The organism is Acidobacteriota bacterium (assembly GCA_039028635.1).
GTDB lineage: Bacteria > Acidobacteriota > Thermoanaerobaculia > Multivoradales > JBCCEF01 > JBCCEF01.
In genome coordinates this window covers 25180-41225 of record JBCCHV010000041.1, presented here as the reverse complement: position 1 = coordinate 41225, position 16046 = coordinate 25180, and the positions used below count along the sequence as shown (strand labels likewise).

Genomic DNA, 16046 nt, shown 5'->3' with positions numbered 1-16046 from the left:
CGGGCGCGAAGGCTCTACTCGGTGGCGACTTCCTCCGCCTCGATCGTGCACTTGAAGATCGAGCAGGTGAAGCTGCCGCCGCCCGACACGTCGTCCAGATCCTCATCGGTGAGGGACTCGATGTCGAGCTCCTTGATGGTGTCCAGAGCGTCCTTCAGGGTGGTCGGATCTTCGTTCATGATCAGTCCTTTCACTGCGTCGAGCCCTGGGGAGAGCTCGGGATTTGAACAGTCCGTGCGAGATCTAGTTGTCCGAGTCGGCGTCGTCGGCTTCCGCTTCGATCTTGCACTTGAAGATCGAACAGGTGAAGCTGCCGCCGCCGGAGACGTCGTCGAGATCGTCGTCGGAGAGGGATTCGATGTCGAGCTCGTCGATGGTGTCCATGTTCTTCTCGTCGCTCATAACTAACCTCCATGAGGTCTGGGATCGCCGCAGCGACCCGGTTGGTGGTCGGAGCCGGTGGCTCCGGTTGCATCACAGGCTGGCCCTGGGGAAAGAACCAGCGAATCGAAACAGGCCTCCACAGCCCAGGATCGCCCCCCTGCGTCGCGCGGCAAATCACTCGGCTCCGGCAGCATCTCTTCGAGGGTCACGCGCTTGCCGCCAGCCTCGAGAATGGTGCGGAAGAGCTCGACGAAAGACGGCGACTCGAGGTCCAAGTACTGCGGTTTGTGAATCCCGTCGAGGACCGCATGGCGAATTCGCTCGAGGGCGAAGACGTGGCGCGGCAGCCGATGGCGCCGACGCCACCGGACGACAGCGCGGTAGGCCTCTGCCCCCTCACGCTCGAGGATCTCGGCAAGCTCGCCACTGAGAGAGACCACCCAGCGCCGACGCTTGAGGATCAAATGGCCTAGGGAGAGGCGATCGTAGAGGCGAATGCCGTCCGCCACCTGCGCCACCGGTCCATTGGGCAGAACCAGCGAGATCTGACCCGGACCGAAGAGACTGAGAAATTGAATCGAGAGGGGAAGGAAGATGTAGTCGGTGGTACCGAGGTGCGCGGGCGCCAAGGACTGGCCGTCGGGACCGATGAGAGTCAGCAGCCCAGAATCCGGACATCGCTGAACCCACAGATCCTCGAGCCCGAGGGTGCGCCCCTCGCCTTCCGCGACGCGCTCTCCCGGCAGAGACAGGGCCCGCGGCGTCTGCAGCTCGTGGACACCGAGCAGACCACCACGGGTGCACAGCAGGTCGAGGATCTCGCGCTCATCGGTGAGCCGGGAGCGCGCCTCGAAAGCGCTGACGAACTGGCGACGCTCTCGGGGAGCCATCGCCGGCGTGAAGCGACTCGAGTAGCGCCCGGTGCCTTCGAACATCCGGTTGACGACCCAGCGCCCCCCGCCCATCGGCTGTGAGAACACACAGGGGCCGACCCCCGGATCGGCGAAGGCCGGCAGCTCCGTCGCCAGCGCCTCCACCGCGGAGGGATCGAGACTCGATCCTTGCGGGCTCGGCTGGACCGCCGCCGCCAAGCGCCGCCAGAGGTTCTCGCGACGCCGCTGCAGCGCTGAGATGTCGGCCAAACCGAGGGGATTGAAGGCGCTCGGGCAGACGTCGGCATCGCGGTTGGCGATCTCGAAGCGACGGAAATCCTTCCACAGCCCCTGAACATCGGCGAAGAGATCGAGCAAAGGGACCCGCTCCCGCTTCGGCCAACGTCGGTCGAAGGCCTCCCGCAGAGTGAGTCGGAAATCGAGCTGCGGTCTCAGGAAGGCCGACAGTCGGAAGATGGCCGAGCTTTCGGCGATCACCGTCGCGACCGCCTCGGGGTCGACCTGCGCCACCGTGCCGTCACCGTCACCGTCGAGGAAAACATCCTCGAAGCAGGCCTGTACCCCAGGAGCCGAAGCCCCCACGGACCCCTCATCGGCCGCCAAGCGAACGGCCCCTTCCCACACTTGTTTCAGCCTCTCTTCGAGGCCGGCGCTGCCGGTGGCGAAGCCTTGGAGGGCACCATCCAGATCGGCGAGCTCCGCAGCCAGCGTGCCGAAATCCCCTCCGACGCCGGCGACGAAACGCGCCAACGTCGCCTCCGGTCTGGACTGGTTGATCGCCCACAGCGGCGGCAGCAGCAGAAAACCGATCTCGACGAGGCGCTCGAGGGTCGCGGTGACGTCCCGCCCGAGGCGATCCGCTTGCTGCGCCGCGAGCTCGCCGAAGCGAGTCCCGGCGGACGGCGGCACGTCCAACATGCCCTCGACCAGAGGTCCAGCCAAGGTGACCGTCACCATGGCATCCTGGCGAAAGCGAAAATCACCGGCCTCTGTCCGAACCCAACCTCCAGGCAGCAGCCAGCGGTAGCGCTCCTCGGCCACCCGCTGCAATGTCGGATTGACCTCGACAGGACGGTGACGCCGGAACTCCGGCCGCTGGTCGAGCATCGCCACCAGTTGCTCGAGGACGAACCGGTTGAGCCGGGTCAAGGAGCGCGGTCGCCAGGTCTCCGCCGTCAAGCCGAATGCGTCGATACCCTGGTTGCCGACCTTGCCGAGGGCGAGCCGAGTCAAGGTCGAGAACGGTGAAAGCTTGAAAACCGTGCGGCTGACATAGCGCAGCAGGCTTTGCTCGAGGCGTCGGCGCCGGCTGCGCCGCCGGCTGGGCTTCGGCCGCTTCAGCTCCCGAGCCAGCGCGGGACTCGCCAAGCCCAAGCCGCGCATCACCGCCGGATCGGACGCAGCGGCGAGCAGGCGATCGCGCTCGAGGGCGCGGCGCCGAGCCCACCAAGCGTCGCTCTCGGCGATCGCCGCCGCCAGGTCGTCCTCGAGAGCCACCACCTGAAGCGCGAGCCCGGCGAGGGCCGGCCTCTGATCGAGGATCGCCAACCGCGGGCGGCTCAGCGAGCGACCGTTGAAAGCATCGCGCCTGATCGCAAGGAGCAATCGACGATCGTCCTTGGGTGCCGTGCCGATGACCTGGTGAAGGGCCTCGACCAACTGCTCGCGGGCTTCGGCGAGACGCCTCTCGAGCTCTTCGTGAGCCCGCGGCAGAGAGGACTCGGGAAACTCCAGCCACTCCGCCGGCAGGCCGGCGACCCGCAGCAGAAAGGGCGCCCCCGAGGGACCTTCTTGCAGGCGTGGCTGGGCGGTGGAGGCGACGGCAAGCACCATAGACCGGTCTCAGCAGCTCTTCATGGGGTCAGCGCGACGACTTCTTGGGCAGGAGCCGGAGCCACCGATCGCAACAGCAGGTGATACGTGAAGGCTTCGTCGGCAGGGCCGAGGCCAAACTGGTTGGCGATGCCGTGGAGGGCCTTGAAGCTCACCGGGAACCGCGGATTCGAAGCGAACGGGTCGACCGCATAGGACGGCTCGTCGATGCGATCGGCGAGATACTCCTCGAGCCTGGCGAATGCCATCCCGAGCTCGCCCTCCGGCTCCTGGACGGCGCCGCGCCACTGCTGGGTCGCCAGAGCGGAGAGGGAAGCCAGAATCTTGCCGAGAGACTCGGCCTTGGCGTCGAAGCGCGAAATGATCGCCGCCGTCCGCTCGCTCGGATCCTTCGCCCTCTGCACCAGGGAGCGCAGCAGCCAATCCCGGTGGTAGCGCAGATAGAGGACGCACTCGTCGAGCTCCAGGCCGAAGCCGCCGACACACTCCAGAGCCACCTTGAGCAAACCCGACTGCCGCACCCGATGGGCGATCGGCAGCGGCTCCGTGAAGGTGCTCAGGGCCCGGTCGAGGCCGAGACCGAGAACTCGAGTAAATCGATCGACATAACCGTCATCGTCGAGAAAGGGCTCGCTGCCCAAGGAGACGTGGCTGCGGCGATAGCGGGTCCAGAGGAGGGTGCGGTCGGGGTAGTCCTCGGCGGCCTCGTCCTCGCGGTCGATGGCCGGCAGATTGCGCCAAGAGGTTTCCGGCGCGGGCTCCCCTTCGAGGCGCCCGAAGAGCTCGAGGGCCGCCGTCTCGAGGGCGCTGCGGAAAGAATCGGCGGTGCTCTCGTCCCCGTGGAAGCGCACTTTGAGGTGCTCGCCACATTTGCCGTAGCGCATCACCCAGCCGTAGCCGCCGCCGGCGGCTTCGACGGCCGGCGCCACCACCGAGACCAGGACATCGTCCAGGAAGCCGGCACAATACACGTTCGCCGTCACCGCGGGATCGGGATAAGGCATCGCCGTCTCGCTCTCTAGTTGTGCTCGAAGAATCGCGAGTAGCGCGGCGCGACGACGCGGTTGACGCGATTCAGCACTTCGACTTCGGCGTCACTGAGATCGGGATGCCAGAAGTTGATCAGCAGCACGTGGCGGGTACGGTCGGAGAAATTCCAGGCCTCGTGCTCGAAGCTGTCATCGAAGACCAGACACTCTCCCTCGGTCCATTTGCGCGCCTCGCCACCGACCCGCAGGCCACAGTCTCCCGGCGGGATATTGACCCCGAAGTGGAGATTGACCCGCAGGTTGGTGGGACCGCAATGGGGCTCGATATGGCCGCCGGCGGCGAGCGCCGAGACCATCGCCACCTCCCCCACTCGGGGAAGCTGCTCGATGACTTCGAGGGTCTTCGGGCAGAGTCGTTGGCCGCGTTCGACCACTCCGCCGCCGACCTTCAGACCGAGGGCGTTCCAGTCGGTCTGTCCATCCTCGACGCCATCGTCGTAGACGTGGAATGCCCCCTCGGAATCGACCAGCGCCATCACCTCGGCGCGGATTTCTTCGAAGTGATCCGCCAGGATGGCGGCGGCGGCGAGCTCTTCGGGCTCGATCCAGGGGATCGTGCGCAGCTCGGGGATGAACAGGTCGGGGCGCTGCAGGCGGTGGGGCGAGCGCAGCGGCTGGCGCCGCACGGTCCGCACGAAAGCCTCTTCGAGGCGGCGGGTTTCGTCCCCGCCGTAGTGGCTCTTGGCGGCGATCAGAATGTCACGAATCTCTTCGACGGTTTGGCGAAGGGCTAGATCCAAGCCGGACTCTCCTTGCGAAGACTCGTTCCCCGTCCAGATCTCGCAAGCGAGAGCTGCAACGAGTTCGATGAGTGCCGAAAAGTCAGAAGTACTACTAGATAAACTTCAATATATAATCAACATACCATGGCAATATATTCATGTCAACGGCATATATAGACTTCTGGAATGTCTATATGGGTGACTTTTCTCTCCCAGGGAAGGTCGGGATAAACTCGCCGGCGCGCCATCCTCAGCGCCTCGATCACCGCCAACCCGAAGGGCCAAAACCATGCACCGATATCGCACCCATACCTGCGGAGAGCTGCGCTCCGCCAACGCCGGCGACAGGGTCCGCCTGTCCGGCTGGATCCATCGCGCCCGCAACCTGGGCCAACTCCTCTTTCTCGACCTGCGCGACCACTATGGGCTGACCCAGTGCGTGCTGACCCCGGAGAACCCGCACTACGAGGCCGTCTCGGAGCTGCGCCACGAGTCGGTGGTCGCCATCGCCGGCAAGGTCGTGCAGCGGGAGAGTGCCAACGATGACCTGCCCACCGGCCGGGTCGAGGTGATGGTCGAAGAGGTGGAGGTTCTGTCCGCCGCCGAGGTGCTGCCGCTGCAGGTCAGCGGTGCCCACACGGAGCCCGAGGAAATGCGCCTGCGCTATCGCTTCCTCGATCTGCGCCGCGACCACCTGCACCGCAACATCGTGCTGCGCTCCGAGGTGGTGTCGGCGATTCGCCGGCGTATGACGGAGGCCGGGTTCCAGGAGATTCAGACCCCCATCCTGACCGCCAGCTCGCCGGAGGGGGCGCGCGATTACCTGGTGCCGAGCCGCCTCCATCCGGGCCACTTCTACGCCCTGCCCCAGGCGCCGCAGCAGTTCAAGCAGCTCTTGATGGTGGCGGGCTTCGACCGCTACTTCCAGATCGCCCCCTGCTTTCGCGACGAAGACGCCCGCGCCGACCGCTCGCCGGGTGAGTTCTACCAGCTCGACATCGAGATGTCCTTCGTCGAGCAGGAAGACGTCTTCACCGCCATCGAGCCGGTGATGGCGGGCCTGTTCGCCGAGTTCTCGGACTGGCAGATCACGCCGACGCCGTTCCCCCGCATTCCCTATGCCGAAGCCATGCTGCGCTACGGCAGCGACAAGCCGGACCTGCGCAACCCGCTCGAGATCCGCGACGTCAGCGACCTCTTCCGCGGCTCCGACGTCCGCCTGTTCGCCAACGCCATCGAGCAGGGCTCGGTGGTGCGGGCGGTTCCCGCCCCCGGCGCCGGCAGCCGCTCGCGGAGCTGGTTCGACAAGCTCACCAAGTGGGCCAAGGGCCTCGGCATGCCGGGCCTCGCCTACCTCTCCTTCACCGAGGACGGTCTCAAGGGCAGCCTGTCGAAGGCGGTGCCGCCGGAGCTCGCCGAGGCGCTGCGCCAGGCCTGTGGCCTCCAGGTCGGCGACGCCGTGCTGTTCGCCTGCGACCGAGCGGCCGAGGCCGCCAAGTACGCCGGCGCCCTGCGCACCCGCATGGGCGAGGACCTCGAGCTGCTCGAGAAGAACGCCTACCGCTTCTGCTGGATCGTCGACTACCCGCTCTACGAGCGCGACGAGGAGAGCGGCGAGATCATCTTCAGCCACAATCCCTTCTCGATGCCCCAGGGCGGTCTCGACGCCCTGCGCAACGACGATCCGCTGTCCATCCTGGCCTACCAGTACGACATCGTTTGCAACGGCGTCGAGCTGTCGAGCGGCGCGATCCGGAATCACCGTCCGGACATCATGCTCGAGGCCTTCGCCCTCGCCGGCTACGGTGAAGACGAGGTCCGGGAGCGCTTCGGCGGCATGTTCAACGCCTTCCGCTTCGGGGCACCGCCCCACGGCGGCATCGCCCCGGGAGTCGATCGCATCGTCATGCTGCTCGCCGACGAGCCCAATATCCGCGAGGTGATCGCCTTCCCGATGAACCAGCAGGCGCAGGATCTGCTGATGGGGGCGCCGGCGACCATTCGCCCGGATCAGCTCGCCGATGTCCACCTCGCCCTCGACCTGCCGGAGGACGATGAGGACGAGCCCTCCTGAGCCACCGCCGCGCATTCTCTTCACCGACTCTCCATCGATTCGGGAGGCGCACGGCAGGCCTTCTCGCGCCTTCGAAAAGGCGCGAGAAGGGGCCCGCGAGGGCCGTTGACCGGCCCTCCGGCGCGTTGCTATTCTGCAGCCTCCAGGAATTCTCCAGCGTCCCGCTCGTAATGCCCGGTCAGACACGCTCGCTCGAGGAAAGGAGCCTTCATGCTCAAGCGCATCGGTAACCTCATCCGGGGATTTTTCAGCCTCTTCATCTCCGGAATCGAGAAGCAGAACCCACGGGCCCTGATCGAGGCCGAGAAGGAGAATCTGCGGACTCAGATCGCCCGCTTCAATGAAAGCCTGGCCAATCACGCGGCCTTCGTCGAGCGGCTGATGCGGCAGGTCAAGAACCTCGAGAAGCAGGAGCGCGACCTCGCCGCCAAGGCGGCCGCCAACCTCAAGGTCGGCAATCGCGCGGCAGCCGGCCAGTACGCCCTCCAGCTCAAGACCGTCAAGGACCAGCTCGAGGAGAACCGCAATCAGCTCGAGTCCGCCGACGACACCTACAAGAAGCTGGTCAAGTCGCGAGACGTCGCGGTGCGCGAGGCGCGCGGCAAGATCGAGAGCCTCAAGCGCATGCTGTCGGAGACGGAGATGCTCGAGGCCCAGGCCGAGCTGCAGGAGATGGCCAAGGGCATGATCACCGAGATCGGTGGTTCCGGCGACACCCTCAACCGGGTCGAGGAGTATCTCGAGGAGCGCCGCGATCAGGCCGCCGGCCGGGCGCGAGTCGCCTCGTCGAGCATCGACACCGCCGAGGTCGACCTCATGGAGGCCGAGCAGGCCGCCCTCGCCGACCAGGCGTTGAGCGAGTTCGCCGCCGCCTACGGCCTCGACATGCCGGTCGCCGAAGGCATCGCCGAAAGTGACGCCGCCGGAGAGGTCGAAGAGGTCGCCCCGCCGACCAAAGAAATGGGCCCCGAGCTGGCCGAAAGCTAAGACTGAAGGAATCGGGAGGAGACCATGGCAGACAACGTCGGGCCCACGAAGCTGGGCAAGCTGGTGATCTTTCTCTTCGTTCTGGCGCTGTTGGCCGGAGCGGCCTACTACTTCCGCGATCTGATCGCGCCGTCCGGCCAGCAAGGTGGTCAGGTCGACCTCGACGCTTTCAAGAAGATCGAGGCACCGGACACCAGCGGCATCACCACGGTCAACGAATACGCCTACGTGCCGGCCGAGAAGCTGCCGCCGGTGCAGGGCGTCAGTAACTACCAGTGGGATGAAAACGAGAAGATCGTCCAGTTCCCGATCAACGTCTGGGTCGGCTGGCTACCGATCGTCGCCGCCAACGGCGGCTTCGCTCCCAACGAAGACAGCATCTTCTTCAAAGAGCACGGCTTCAAGGTCAATCTCAAGCTGATCGACGATCCGGTGGTGGCGCGCGACGCCTATGCCTCCGGCGAGAGCCACGTGCTGTGGGGCACCCTCGACATGATGGCCCTGTTCGCGCCGGAGCTGATGCGCGACTCGCGCACCGCGCCGCGCATCGTGCAGCAGGTCGACTGGTCGAACGGCGGCGACGGCATCGTGGTGCGCAGCGCCATCAAGAGCGCCCGGGACCTCAAGGGCAAGACCATCGTCTACGCCCAGAACAGCCCCTCCCAGTACTTCCTCAACAACCTGCTCCTCAACGCCGGCATCCAGCCCGGCGAGGTCAATCATAAGTACACCGCCACCGCCTTCGAGGCCGCCGCGGCCTTCGTTTCGGACCCCTCGATCGATGCCTGCGTCTCCTGGGCGCCGGACATCTACACCATCCCCGAAAAGGTGCCGGGCACCCAAATCCTGACCACCACCGTCGAAGCCAACAAGCTGATCGCCGACGTCTGGGCGGTGCGCGCCGACTTCGCCAAGGACCATCCGGAGATCGTGCAGGGCCTGGTGTCGAGCATCTTCACCGCCATGGACCGCCTCAAGGACGACACCTTCAAGGCGCGCGCCTTCGAGTGGATGTCCGACGGCTACGGCATTCCGATCGACGAGGTGCAGGCGATGGAGGCCGACGCCCACAGCACCAACTTCGCCGAGAACAAGTCCTTCTTCCTCAATCAGAACGAGCCCGCCAACTTCGAGCGCACCTGGAAGAACATCACCTTCGTGTACCGCGAGCTGGGACTGATCGGCACGCCGGTGCGCTTCGACGAGGTGATGGACTTCTCCGCCTTGAAGGCCCTCGACGCAGCCGGTACGTTCGCCCACCAGAAGGACGAGTACCGCACCAGCTTCGCTCCCACCAGCTACAGCAAGGTGCGAGCCGAGGCGCCGATCCTGACGCAGACCATCCGGATCAATTTCTATCCCAACTCGGCGAACATCTACGAGCCGCAGCACGACGAGCTCGACAAGCCGATCCCGAACACCCTCTACGACCCCAATGTCGAGGCCACCCTCGAAAAGGTCGGGCGCTTGGCGGGCCAGTACGAGCGCGCCATTATCGCCATCGTCGGCCACACGGACGCTTCGATGAAGGGCTTGGGAGTGCGCTTCGAGGACGTGCAGTCGCTCTCCCAGGAGCGCGCCCAGTCGGTGACCTCGGCGCTGGTCGACAAGTTCTCCTTCGACCCGGACAAGTTCGTCGTCGAGGGTCAGGGCTGGAACCAGCCGGCGGACTCGGCGGATCCCAACAACCACGCCCTCAACCGGCGGGTCGAGATCTCGGTCTACCCGCCCGAGGCGCAGTGATCGAGGAACGATCCCTACCGTGCTACGACCGACTGTGCCAGGACCTGGCGCAGTCGGTCGGCGACGAAGGGCGTGCACAAGCCACGGTCGAGGGCGGCCCGCATCTGATCAGAGCGCAGCTCGAGGCCGCCGACGATGTATCCGAGGCAGTCCGGATGGGCGCAGTTGCACTCGAACTCGTGGGCCAGGCGGGTTTCCGTCCCCGGGTAGAAGAAGGTCACCTCGGACCCCGACTCGAGACCTTGCCGCGCCACGAAGGCGAGGCGCTCCGGCTCGAAGACGGAGCTCGGGAAGCAGGCGTGGTTGATGAAGTCCAGGAAGTCGTTCTGCAGGTGGGTGCGGGAGCCGATCTGGATCGTCCGCAAGGTGCGCTCCGGCGTCACCTCGTCCTCGGAGCAGCGGAAGATGACCTCCCCCGGCAGCACCGGAACCAGGGTGATGAGCTTGTAGTAACCGCGATCGTTGACAATCCGTACCCGTTCCATGAAGTCGCCCCTACGGCCCCAGCCGCCAGAAATTGAATCTATTTATATTTTATTCATAAATATTAGATATAAATCTGCATTTTTATGGTAGCAAATACATCCCGCCTTCGCCACCCCAGCGGATTCCCTTCCCGGTGAGCTCCCCTCCCCCAACCGGCTGGCTCGGCCGTGGCTTCGCGATCCGGGAGAGCCTTCCCCTCTGGTTGCTGTGGGTCCTCGGCTCGATTCCGATCCTCGGCCTGTTTGGCCTGTGGTGGCTGGTGACCGCCGGCGCCACCCCGGAGTCGCGCTGGATCTCCCCCACCATCCTGCCCAGCCCCGCCGAGGTGGTGGCTTCGATTCCGTCCCTGTGGTTCGAGCGCGCCCTGACCCGCAACCTGACCATCTCCTTCACCCGTGTCGTCGCCGGCTTCGCCCTCGCCGTCGCCATCTGCTTCCCCCTCGGTCTTGCGATGGGCGCCTTCACCAAGGTCAAGGCGATGTTCAATCCGCTGGCGATCTTCGGCGCCTACCTGCCGATCCCGGCCCTGGTGCCGCTCACCCTCAGCCTGTTCGGCACCGGCGAGAACCAGAAAGTGGTCTTTCTCGCCTTGGCCTTCGGTATCTACCTGCTGCCATTGATCGTGCAGGCCGTCGACAGCGTCGACGACGTCTTCCTGAAGACCGCCTACACCCTCGGCGCCTCCAAGCTCCAGGTGGTGACCAAGGTTCTGCTGGGGGTCTCCTGGCAGGACATCTACCAGTCCCTGCGCATGGGCTTCGGCATTGGATGGAGCTACATCATCCTGGCCGAGATGGTCGACATCGGGAAGGGCCTGGGCGGCATCATCATCATTTCCCAGCGCCGCGGACCGCGCGAGCACATCTACCTGGTGCTGCTGATCATCGTCGTGGTGGCATTTCTGACCGACCGCCTGTGGGCCGCCATCGGCCGCTGGCTGTTCCCCTACCGCGAGGGACACCGATGAGCTGGTGGAGCGACCTGAAGCTGTGGAAGAGGGACGACGACGAGGCGCCGCCGGCGGCGGAGAGCAGCGCCGAGCCCGCCGCCGTCGCCGAATCGGAGAGTGCCGAGCCGGCTGCCGAACCCGAGGAAAACCCCGCCATCGTCGAGTTCGAAAAGGTCGAGAAGACCTTCTCGGCCGGAACTCCCAAGGCCTTCACGGCGATCAAGGACGTCGACTTCCAGGTCGACGATATTCCGGGCCGTGGCGAGTTCATTTCCATCGTCGGCCCCTCCGGCTGCGGCAAATCGACCATCCTGAACCTGATCCAGGGTTTCCAGGACGTCTACCCACCCACCGCCGGAACCGTGCGAATCCGCGGCCGGGCGGTCACCGGCCCCGGCCGGGACCGCGGCATGATCTTCCAAAAGTACAGCTCGTACCCCCATCGCACGGTGCTGCGCAACGTCACCTTCGGGCTCGAGCTCAACCGCGATCAGCTCGCCCTCGACCGCGCCGACATGGACGACCTGGCGATGGACCTGATCAAGCGGGTCGGCCTCGAAGGCCACGAGAAAAAGTATCCCCACCAGCTCTCGGGCGGCCAGCAGCAGCGCGTCGCCATCGCCCGGTCGCTGGTCCTCAAGCCGCGCATCCTGCTGATGGACGAGCCCTTCTCGGCCCTCGACGAGCCCACCCGCTTCGATATGCAGCGCCTGATCACGGATCTCTGGCACGAGGTCGAGGCCACCGTCTTCCTGGTCACCCATTCGCTCTCGGAAGCGGTCTACCTGGGCGACCGCCTGTGGATCATGACCAAGGCTCCCGGCACCCTCGGCGCCCAGTTCGAGGACATCCTGCCGCCGCGCCGCGGCGCCGACCCGCTCATCGCCCAGGAGACGCCGCAGTTCCAAGAAGCGGTGCGCGAGGTGGCCGCGACCTTCAGCCGCATGGAAGCAGGAGCCCGCCATTGAGCCAGCAACCGCTCGGCTTCGCCGACTACCTGAAAGCGGCCTTCCTGCGGCGCGTCGACGTCCCCCTGCTGGGGCCGATGCCGGTCAACCTGATGGCGGTCGGCGTGATCGGCGTCCTCGGCCTCGCCAACCCGGGTTTCTGGCTCCTCGGCGCCGCCGCCGAGCTCGCCTTCGTCACCGCCACCGCCTCCAGCGAGCGCTTTCAGAAGCTGGTGCAGGGCGAGCGGCTGATGCAGAAGAAGAAGCAGTTCGACCACAAGGTGCAGGTGTCGATGAATCGCCTGTCGCCCCGGGGCCGCAAGCGCTACCGCACCCTGCTCGATCAATGCCGGCAGATTCTGGGCATCTCCGAGAGCCTGGGGTCGGACAACCTCGGCGGCAATCTGCGCGATCTGCGCTCGCGCAATCTCAACCAGCTCCTCGGCATCTTCCTGCGCCTGTTGGTGTCGCGGGAGATCCTGCTCCAGAACCTCCGCAACGTCGACAGCAGCAGCCTCGAGAAGAAGATCGCCGAGCTCGAGAAGCGCCTCGCCGACGCCGGTGAGGAAGGCGACCCGGCGCTGCGCCGCTCCCTCGAAGGCACCCTCGAGATTCAGCAGAAACGCCTCGACAACCTCGAGCGCGCCAGCGCCAATCTCGAGGTGATCGACGCCGAGCTGCTGCGCATCGAGCAGCAGGTTCAGCTCATCCGCGAGGAGTCGGCCGTTTCGGGAGGCCCCGAAGCTCTCTCCGACCGTCTCGACACGGTCACCAGCACCATGACCGAAACCGCCCGCTGGATGGACGAACACCGCGACATCCTCGGCCCGGCCTCCCAGGAAGAGGCCTTCGACCTGCCGGATCTCGGCCGCGAAGTCGAAACCGAAGGCTGACCCGCCCTCAGGAGGACGTGAGATGAGCCACCTGCCCCCGTGGGCCGATCGCATGCGGCATCTCTACCGCTCCGGCTCGGCCAGTCAGTTCCTGCTCCACGGCAACGTTCACGACCTGGTGCCGTTGCCCGGCGACGAGCACCCGACCTACGGTTCTCTGCGCCGCTTCCTGACGGACGTGATGTTTGCGCCCTTCGACGTCGTCATCCACTACGACCGCGGCCGCGGCATTCGCGTCCGCAAGGGCGGCGATCACTTCCACCAGTTCCTCAAGGCCTTCGACTCCTTCCGTGGCACCTCCTGGGCCGCCCTGCCGGATAGCGGCGAGGGCAAGGTCGAGACTCTCGACCTCGCCAACCAGCTACCGCGAGACGCCAAGCGGGCGCTCGAGATCCTCGACCGCTTTCTGCGCGCCAGCCAGCAGCGCACCGACCTCAACGACGACGGTCAGCGGGTGGCGGCGCCGCTGCGCGTCGCCTTGGTCGTCGACTATGCCCAGTTCATCGCGCCCCAGGGCGATCCCCTGCACCTCTCCGGCGACCGCAGCCAGATTCTGATCCGCCTCCTCGACTGGGCCAGCGACCCGGTGATCACCGAAGCCCTGGTCGCCACCGTCCTGATCTGCGAGAACTTGAGCCAGCTTCACCGCAGCCTGGCCGAGAACCCCTACGCCGCCAAGCTCTCTATCGAGCTACCGACGGCGGAGGAGATTCGCGCCTTCGTGCTCCACGCCACCGCCGACGAGGACGACTTCGAGGCCGTCTGCGAGGTCGACCGCGAAAGCCTCGCGTCGCGCCTGGTGGGACTGTCCCGGGTCAATGTCCGCAGCCTGCTGCGCCGCGCCCTCGCCGGCGGCGAGACCATCACCCAGCAGTACCTGACGGACGTCAAGAAGGAGCTGATCGAGAAGGAGGCCTTCGGCCGCATTGCCTTCGTCGAGTCCAAGCGCACCCTCGACGACGTCGCCGGCCACGGCGAAGCCAAGGCCTGGCTGCGACAGGACGCCGAGCTCTTGAAGCGCGGCCGCCGCCGGGCCATTCCGATGGGCTACTTACTCTGCGGTCGCATCGGCACCGGCAAGACCTTCCTGGTGCACTGCTGGGCCGGCGAGGTTGGCATCCCGGTGGTCGAGATCAAGAACTTCCGCGAGAAGTGGGTCGGCGCCACCGAAGCCAATCTCGAACGCGTCTTCAGCATCCTGCGCGCCCTCGGCCAGGTGATCGTGTTCGTCGACGAGGCCGACCAGGCCACCGGCAAGCGCGGCGGCGGCGACGGCGACGGCGGTCTTTCAGGACGCGTTTACGGCATGCTGGCGGCGGAGATGAGCAAGACCGAGAACCGCGGCAAAATCGTCTGGGTATTCGCCACCAGCCGGCCCGACCTGGTCGAGGTCGACCTCAAACGCCAGGGCCGCCTCGACGTCCACATCCCGCTCTTCCCCCCCGGCGACCCGGAGAGCCGCCGCGATCTCTTCCGCGCCATGACGCGCAAGGTCGGCCTCGACATGGACCTCGCCGAGCTCCCCGACCCGCCGGACAACGAGCAGGTCGGCGGCAACGAGATGGAGGGCATCCTGGTGCGCGCCCTGCGCCTTTTCGAGACCCAGGAAGGCGACCAGCACAAGGCCTTGCCCGAGGTCATCGCCGAGGTCATCGCCGACGTCCGCCCCTCGGCCCATGTCGAGCGCCTGCAGCTGATGGACCTGCTGGCGGTCAAGGAGTGCACCGACACCCGCTTCCTGCCACCGCGCTTCGAGAAGCTCTCCCTCGGCGAGGTCAACGAACGCATCCAACGCCTCCGCTTCGCCACCGGCGAGTAGGGCTCTGCCCGCGACCCTGGCGCTCGACTTTGCCGGGCAAGGAGAAGAACCTCACTCAAGAAAAACCGCATTCAAAGAGCTCTTGACAATTTGTGGTTTGTATTGCAAACTTGTTTGCAAATGAAGATTCACGACTCAAACTCACTCAACCGGGTGCGCTTCGCGTCGCTCTATCTGCGCAGGCTTCAGGGCCTTCGGCTAGTTCCCTTCGCCGTCGCATTTCTGCTCTTGGTCATCGCCAAAGCCCTCATCTCCACGAGCGTCCTCACCGGATGGTGGCTCCCTGCCTCGTTGGTTTCTGTCGTCTACCTCCCGGTCGCCCTGGGAGTTGGCGCCCATCTCTTCTACCAGCGGTCCTTGGGTCTGGTGGACGTCTCGGCTCAGCAACGCAAGCTCGAGGGTAGGCCCATCAGTTTTGTCTTTTTCTTCTACCTCGTCGGAGCCGGAGTCAAAGGCATCGCGGCATTCACGTCATGGGAAGGTCTCGCCGGCCTTCAGAATCCCGTCTGGTTCTTGGTATCTGCCGGGACTTTCCTCTGCCTCTTTTGGGAGTGGCGCTGGTTTGGCTACATGACGCTCTTCGTCTACTACCCCGTACTAGGAAGCCTCCTCGGAGCCTTCGTGCTTCTTTCGCTTCCTGAGATCGGTCTCATCCCCCAGGAGGCCTTGGGACCTCTGTCGGCATTGACTCTTCTCGCGGTTGGTATCTGCGACCATCTGGCCCTCAAACATGTACTCAATCCCAAGACGGTCCTGGGCAACTTCCCGACACCTCCACCAGGCCGCCGGTGGAGCTGGAGCCGCTCGAAATGAGCCATCCCATCTCGGACCTCGCCCACCTCGACCGCTTGATCCATGATCCGGCGCGGCTCGCCATCCTGACCGCCCTGTCGGTGTGCGACGCGGCCGACTTCCAGTCCCTCCGCCAGCTCACCGGGCTGACCAAGGGCAATCTTTCGTCCCATCTCTCGAAGCTCGAGGCTGCCGAACTGGTAGTGATCGAGAAGCGCTTCGTCGGCAAGAAACCCAACACCATGGTGCGCCTAGCCGACGAAGGCCGGGGCGCCATCGGGCACCACTGGCAACGCCTCGACGAGCTCCGCCAGCGTGCGGAAGGGATGGAGAAAGAGGCTGACTCCGGTGGGCTGCTGGCGCCCCAGCCGGAGCCGGCCTGAGGAGAGACGCTAGCCCGACCTTCTCACCGCCTTTCCGCTGCGAGGCCGTATGTTGCCGAATCTGCTGCGTTATCCGTCGCCTGCACTCCTCA

General features: G+C 65.6%; 15 protein-coding genes. 9 read left to right on the top strand and 6 right to left on the bottom strand.

The features are described 5' to 3' along the window. Nucleotides 1-14: 14 nt before the first annotated feature. The 5 genes from AAF604_16510 to AAF604_16490 all read right to left on the bottom strand — a co-directional run bounded on the left by AAF604_16510 (nucleotide 15) and on the right by AAF604_16490 (nucleotide 4899). Nucleotides 15-179 (bottom strand): hypothetical protein, encoded by a 165-nt coding sequence (locus AAF604_16510; GenBank protein ID MEM7051274.1) that lies wholly within the window; start codon nucleotides 177-179, stop codon nucleotides 15-17. 64 nt (nucleotides 180-243) lie between these two features. Continuing rightward, entirely contained in the window at nucleotides 244-402 is a 159-nt protein-coding gene (locus AAF604_16505; protein MEM7051273.1) for a hypothetical protein, read from the bottom strand. Nucleotides 403-404: 2 nt separating this feature from the next. Beyond that, complete coding sequence (locus AAF604_16500) at nucleotides 405-3110, bottom strand: lantibiotic dehydratase (GenBank protein ID MEM7051272.1); 2706 nt, start codon at nucleotides 3108-3110, stop codon at nucleotides 405-407. Nucleotides 3111-3130: 20 nt separating this feature from the next. Further along, entirely contained in the window at nucleotides 3131-4114 is a 984-nt protein-coding gene (locus tag AAF604_16495) for a hypothetical protein (GenBank protein ID MEM7051271.1), read from the bottom strand. A gap of 14 nt (nucleotides 4115-4128) precedes the next feature. Further along, nucleotides 4129-4899: an aspartyl/asparaginyl beta-hydroxylase domain-containing protein gene (locus tag AAF604_16490; GenBank protein MEM7051270.1), complete on the bottom strand. Its 771-nt coding sequence runs from the start codon at nucleotides 4897-4899 to the stop codon at nucleotides 4129-4131. Nucleotides 4900-5170: 271 nt separating this feature from the next. Between AAF604_16490 and aspS the strand changes: the two genes are divergently transcribed. The 3 genes from aspS to AAF604_16475 all read left to right on the top strand — a co-directional run bounded on the left by aspS (nucleotide 5171) and on the right by AAF604_16475 (nucleotide 9685). After that, nucleotides 5171-6955 (top strand): aspartate--tRNA ligase, encoded by a 1785-nt coding sequence (aspS, locus tag AAF604_16485; GenBank protein MEM7051269.1) that lies wholly within the window; start codon nucleotides 5171-5173, stop codon nucleotides 6953-6955. Nucleotides 6956-7165: 210 nt separating this feature from the next. Beyond that, a complete protein-coding gene (locus AAF604_16480) occupies nucleotides 7166-7942 on the top strand; it encodes a PspA/IM30 family protein (protein MEM7051268.1) in 777 nt (258 codons plus the stop codon). A gap of 24 nt (nucleotides 7943-7966) precedes the next feature. Then, nucleotides 7967-9685 (top strand): phosphate ABC transporter substrate-binding/OmpA family protein, encoded by a 1719-nt coding sequence (locus AAF604_16475; GenBank protein ID MEM7051267.1) that lies wholly within the window; start codon nucleotides 7967-7969, stop codon nucleotides 9683-9685. A 14-nt stretch (nucleotides 9686-9699) separates the two neighbouring features. Here the strand turns inward: AAF604_16475 and AAF604_16470 are convergent, their stop codons facing one another. Continuing rightward, nucleotides 9700-10170, bottom strand: coding sequence for an SET domain-containing protein-lysine N-methyltransferase (locus AAF604_16470; protein MEM7051266.1), 471 nt, complete (start codon nucleotides 10168-10170; stop codon nucleotides 9700-9702). Nucleotides 10171-10304: 134 nt separating this feature from the next. On the opposite strand from AAF604_16470, the gene AAF604_16465 reads away from it, so the two are divergent. The 6 genes from AAF604_16465 to AAF604_16440 all read left to right on the top strand — a co-directional run bounded on the left by AAF604_16465 (nucleotide 10305) and on the right by AAF604_16440 (nucleotide 15954). Continuing rightward, a complete protein-coding gene (locus tag AAF604_16465; GenBank protein ID MEM7051265.1) occupies nucleotides 10305-11138 on the top strand; it encodes an ABC transporter permease subunit in 834 nt (277 codons plus the stop codon). Beyond that, nucleotides 11135-12088 carry an ABC transporter ATP-binding protein gene (locus AAF604_16460; GenBank protein MEM7051264.1) on the top strand — a complete coding sequence of 318 codons (954 nt, stop codon included), beginning with the start codon at nucleotides 11135-11137 and terminating at the stop codon, nucleotides 12086-12088. Before AAF604_16465 ends, AAF604_16460 begins: the two co-directional genes overlap by 4 nt. Beyond that, on the top strand, nucleotides 12085-12960 hold the full coding sequence (locus AAF604_16455) for a hypothetical protein (GenBank protein MEM7051263.1): 876 nt from the start codon (nucleotides 12085-12087) through the stop codon (nucleotides 12958-12960). The genes AAF604_16460 and AAF604_16455 overlap by 4 nt, the downstream gene beginning before the upstream one ends. A gap of 22 nt (nucleotides 12961-12982) precedes the next feature. Next, a complete protein-coding gene (locus AAF604_16450; GenBank protein MEM7051262.1) occupies nucleotides 12983-14779 on the top strand; it encodes an AAA family ATPase in 1797 nt (598 codons plus the stop codon). Nucleotides 14780-14899: 120 nt separating this feature from the next. Continuing rightward, nucleotides 14900-15592 carry a hypothetical protein gene (locus AAF604_16445; GenBank protein ID MEM7051261.1) on the top strand — a complete coding sequence of 231 codons (693 nt, stop codon included), beginning with the start codon at nucleotides 14900-14902 and terminating at the stop codon, nucleotides 15590-15592. Continuing rightward, on the top strand, nucleotides 15589-15954 hold the full coding sequence (locus tag AAF604_16440; GenBank protein ID MEM7051260.1) for a transcriptional regulator: 366 nt from the start codon (nucleotides 15589-15591) through the stop codon (nucleotides 15952-15954). Before AAF604_16445 ends, AAF604_16440 begins: the two co-directional genes overlap by 4 nt. Nucleotides 15955-16046 lie beyond the last annotated feature (92 nt).

Coding starts and splice junctions, on each gene's coding strand:
- AAF604_16460 (MEM7051264.1), top strand. CDS start 11,135: ATGAGCTGGTGGAGCGACCTGAAGCTGTGGAAGAGGGACGACGACGAG.
- AAF604_16440 (MEM7051260.1), top strand. CDS start 15,589: ATGAGCCATCCCATCTCGGACCTCGCCCACCTCGACCGCTTGATCCAT.
- AAF604_16470 (MEM7051266.1), bottom strand. CDS start 10,170: ATGGAACGGGTACGGATTGTCAACGATCGCGGTTACTACAAGCTCATC.
- AAF604_16450 (MEM7051262.1), top strand. CDS start 12,983: ATGAGCCACCTGCCCCCGTGGGCCGATCGCATGCGGCATCTCTACCGC.
- AAF604_16500 (MEM7051272.1), bottom strand. CDS start 3,110: ATGGTGCTTGCCGTCGCCTCCACCGCCCAGCCACGCCTGCAAGAAGGT.
- AAF604_16495 (MEM7051271.1), bottom strand. CDS start 4,114: ATGCCTTATCCCGATCCCGCGGTGACGGCGAACGTGTATTGTGCCGGC.
- AAF604_16510 (MEM7051274.1), bottom strand. CDS start 179: ATGAACGAAGATCCGACCACCCTGAAGGACGCTCTGGACACCATCAAG.
- aspS (MEM7051269.1), top strand. CDS start 5,171: ATGCACCGATATCGCACCCATACCTGCGGAGAGCTGCGCTCCGCCAAC.
- AAF604_16480 (MEM7051268.1), top strand. CDS start 7,166: ATGCTCAAGCGCATCGGTAACCTCATCCGGGGATTTTTCAGCCTCTTC.
- AAF604_16445 (MEM7051261.1), top strand. CDS start 14,900: ATGAAGATTCACGACTCAAACTCACTCAACCGGGTGCGCTTCGCGTCG.
- AAF604_16475 (MEM7051267.1), top strand. CDS start 7,967: ATGGCAGACAACGTCGGGCCCACGAAGCTGGGCAAGCTGGTGATCTTT.
- AAF604_16505 (MEM7051273.1), bottom strand. CDS start 402: ATGAGCGACGAGAAGAACATGGACACCATCGACGAGCTCGACATCGAA.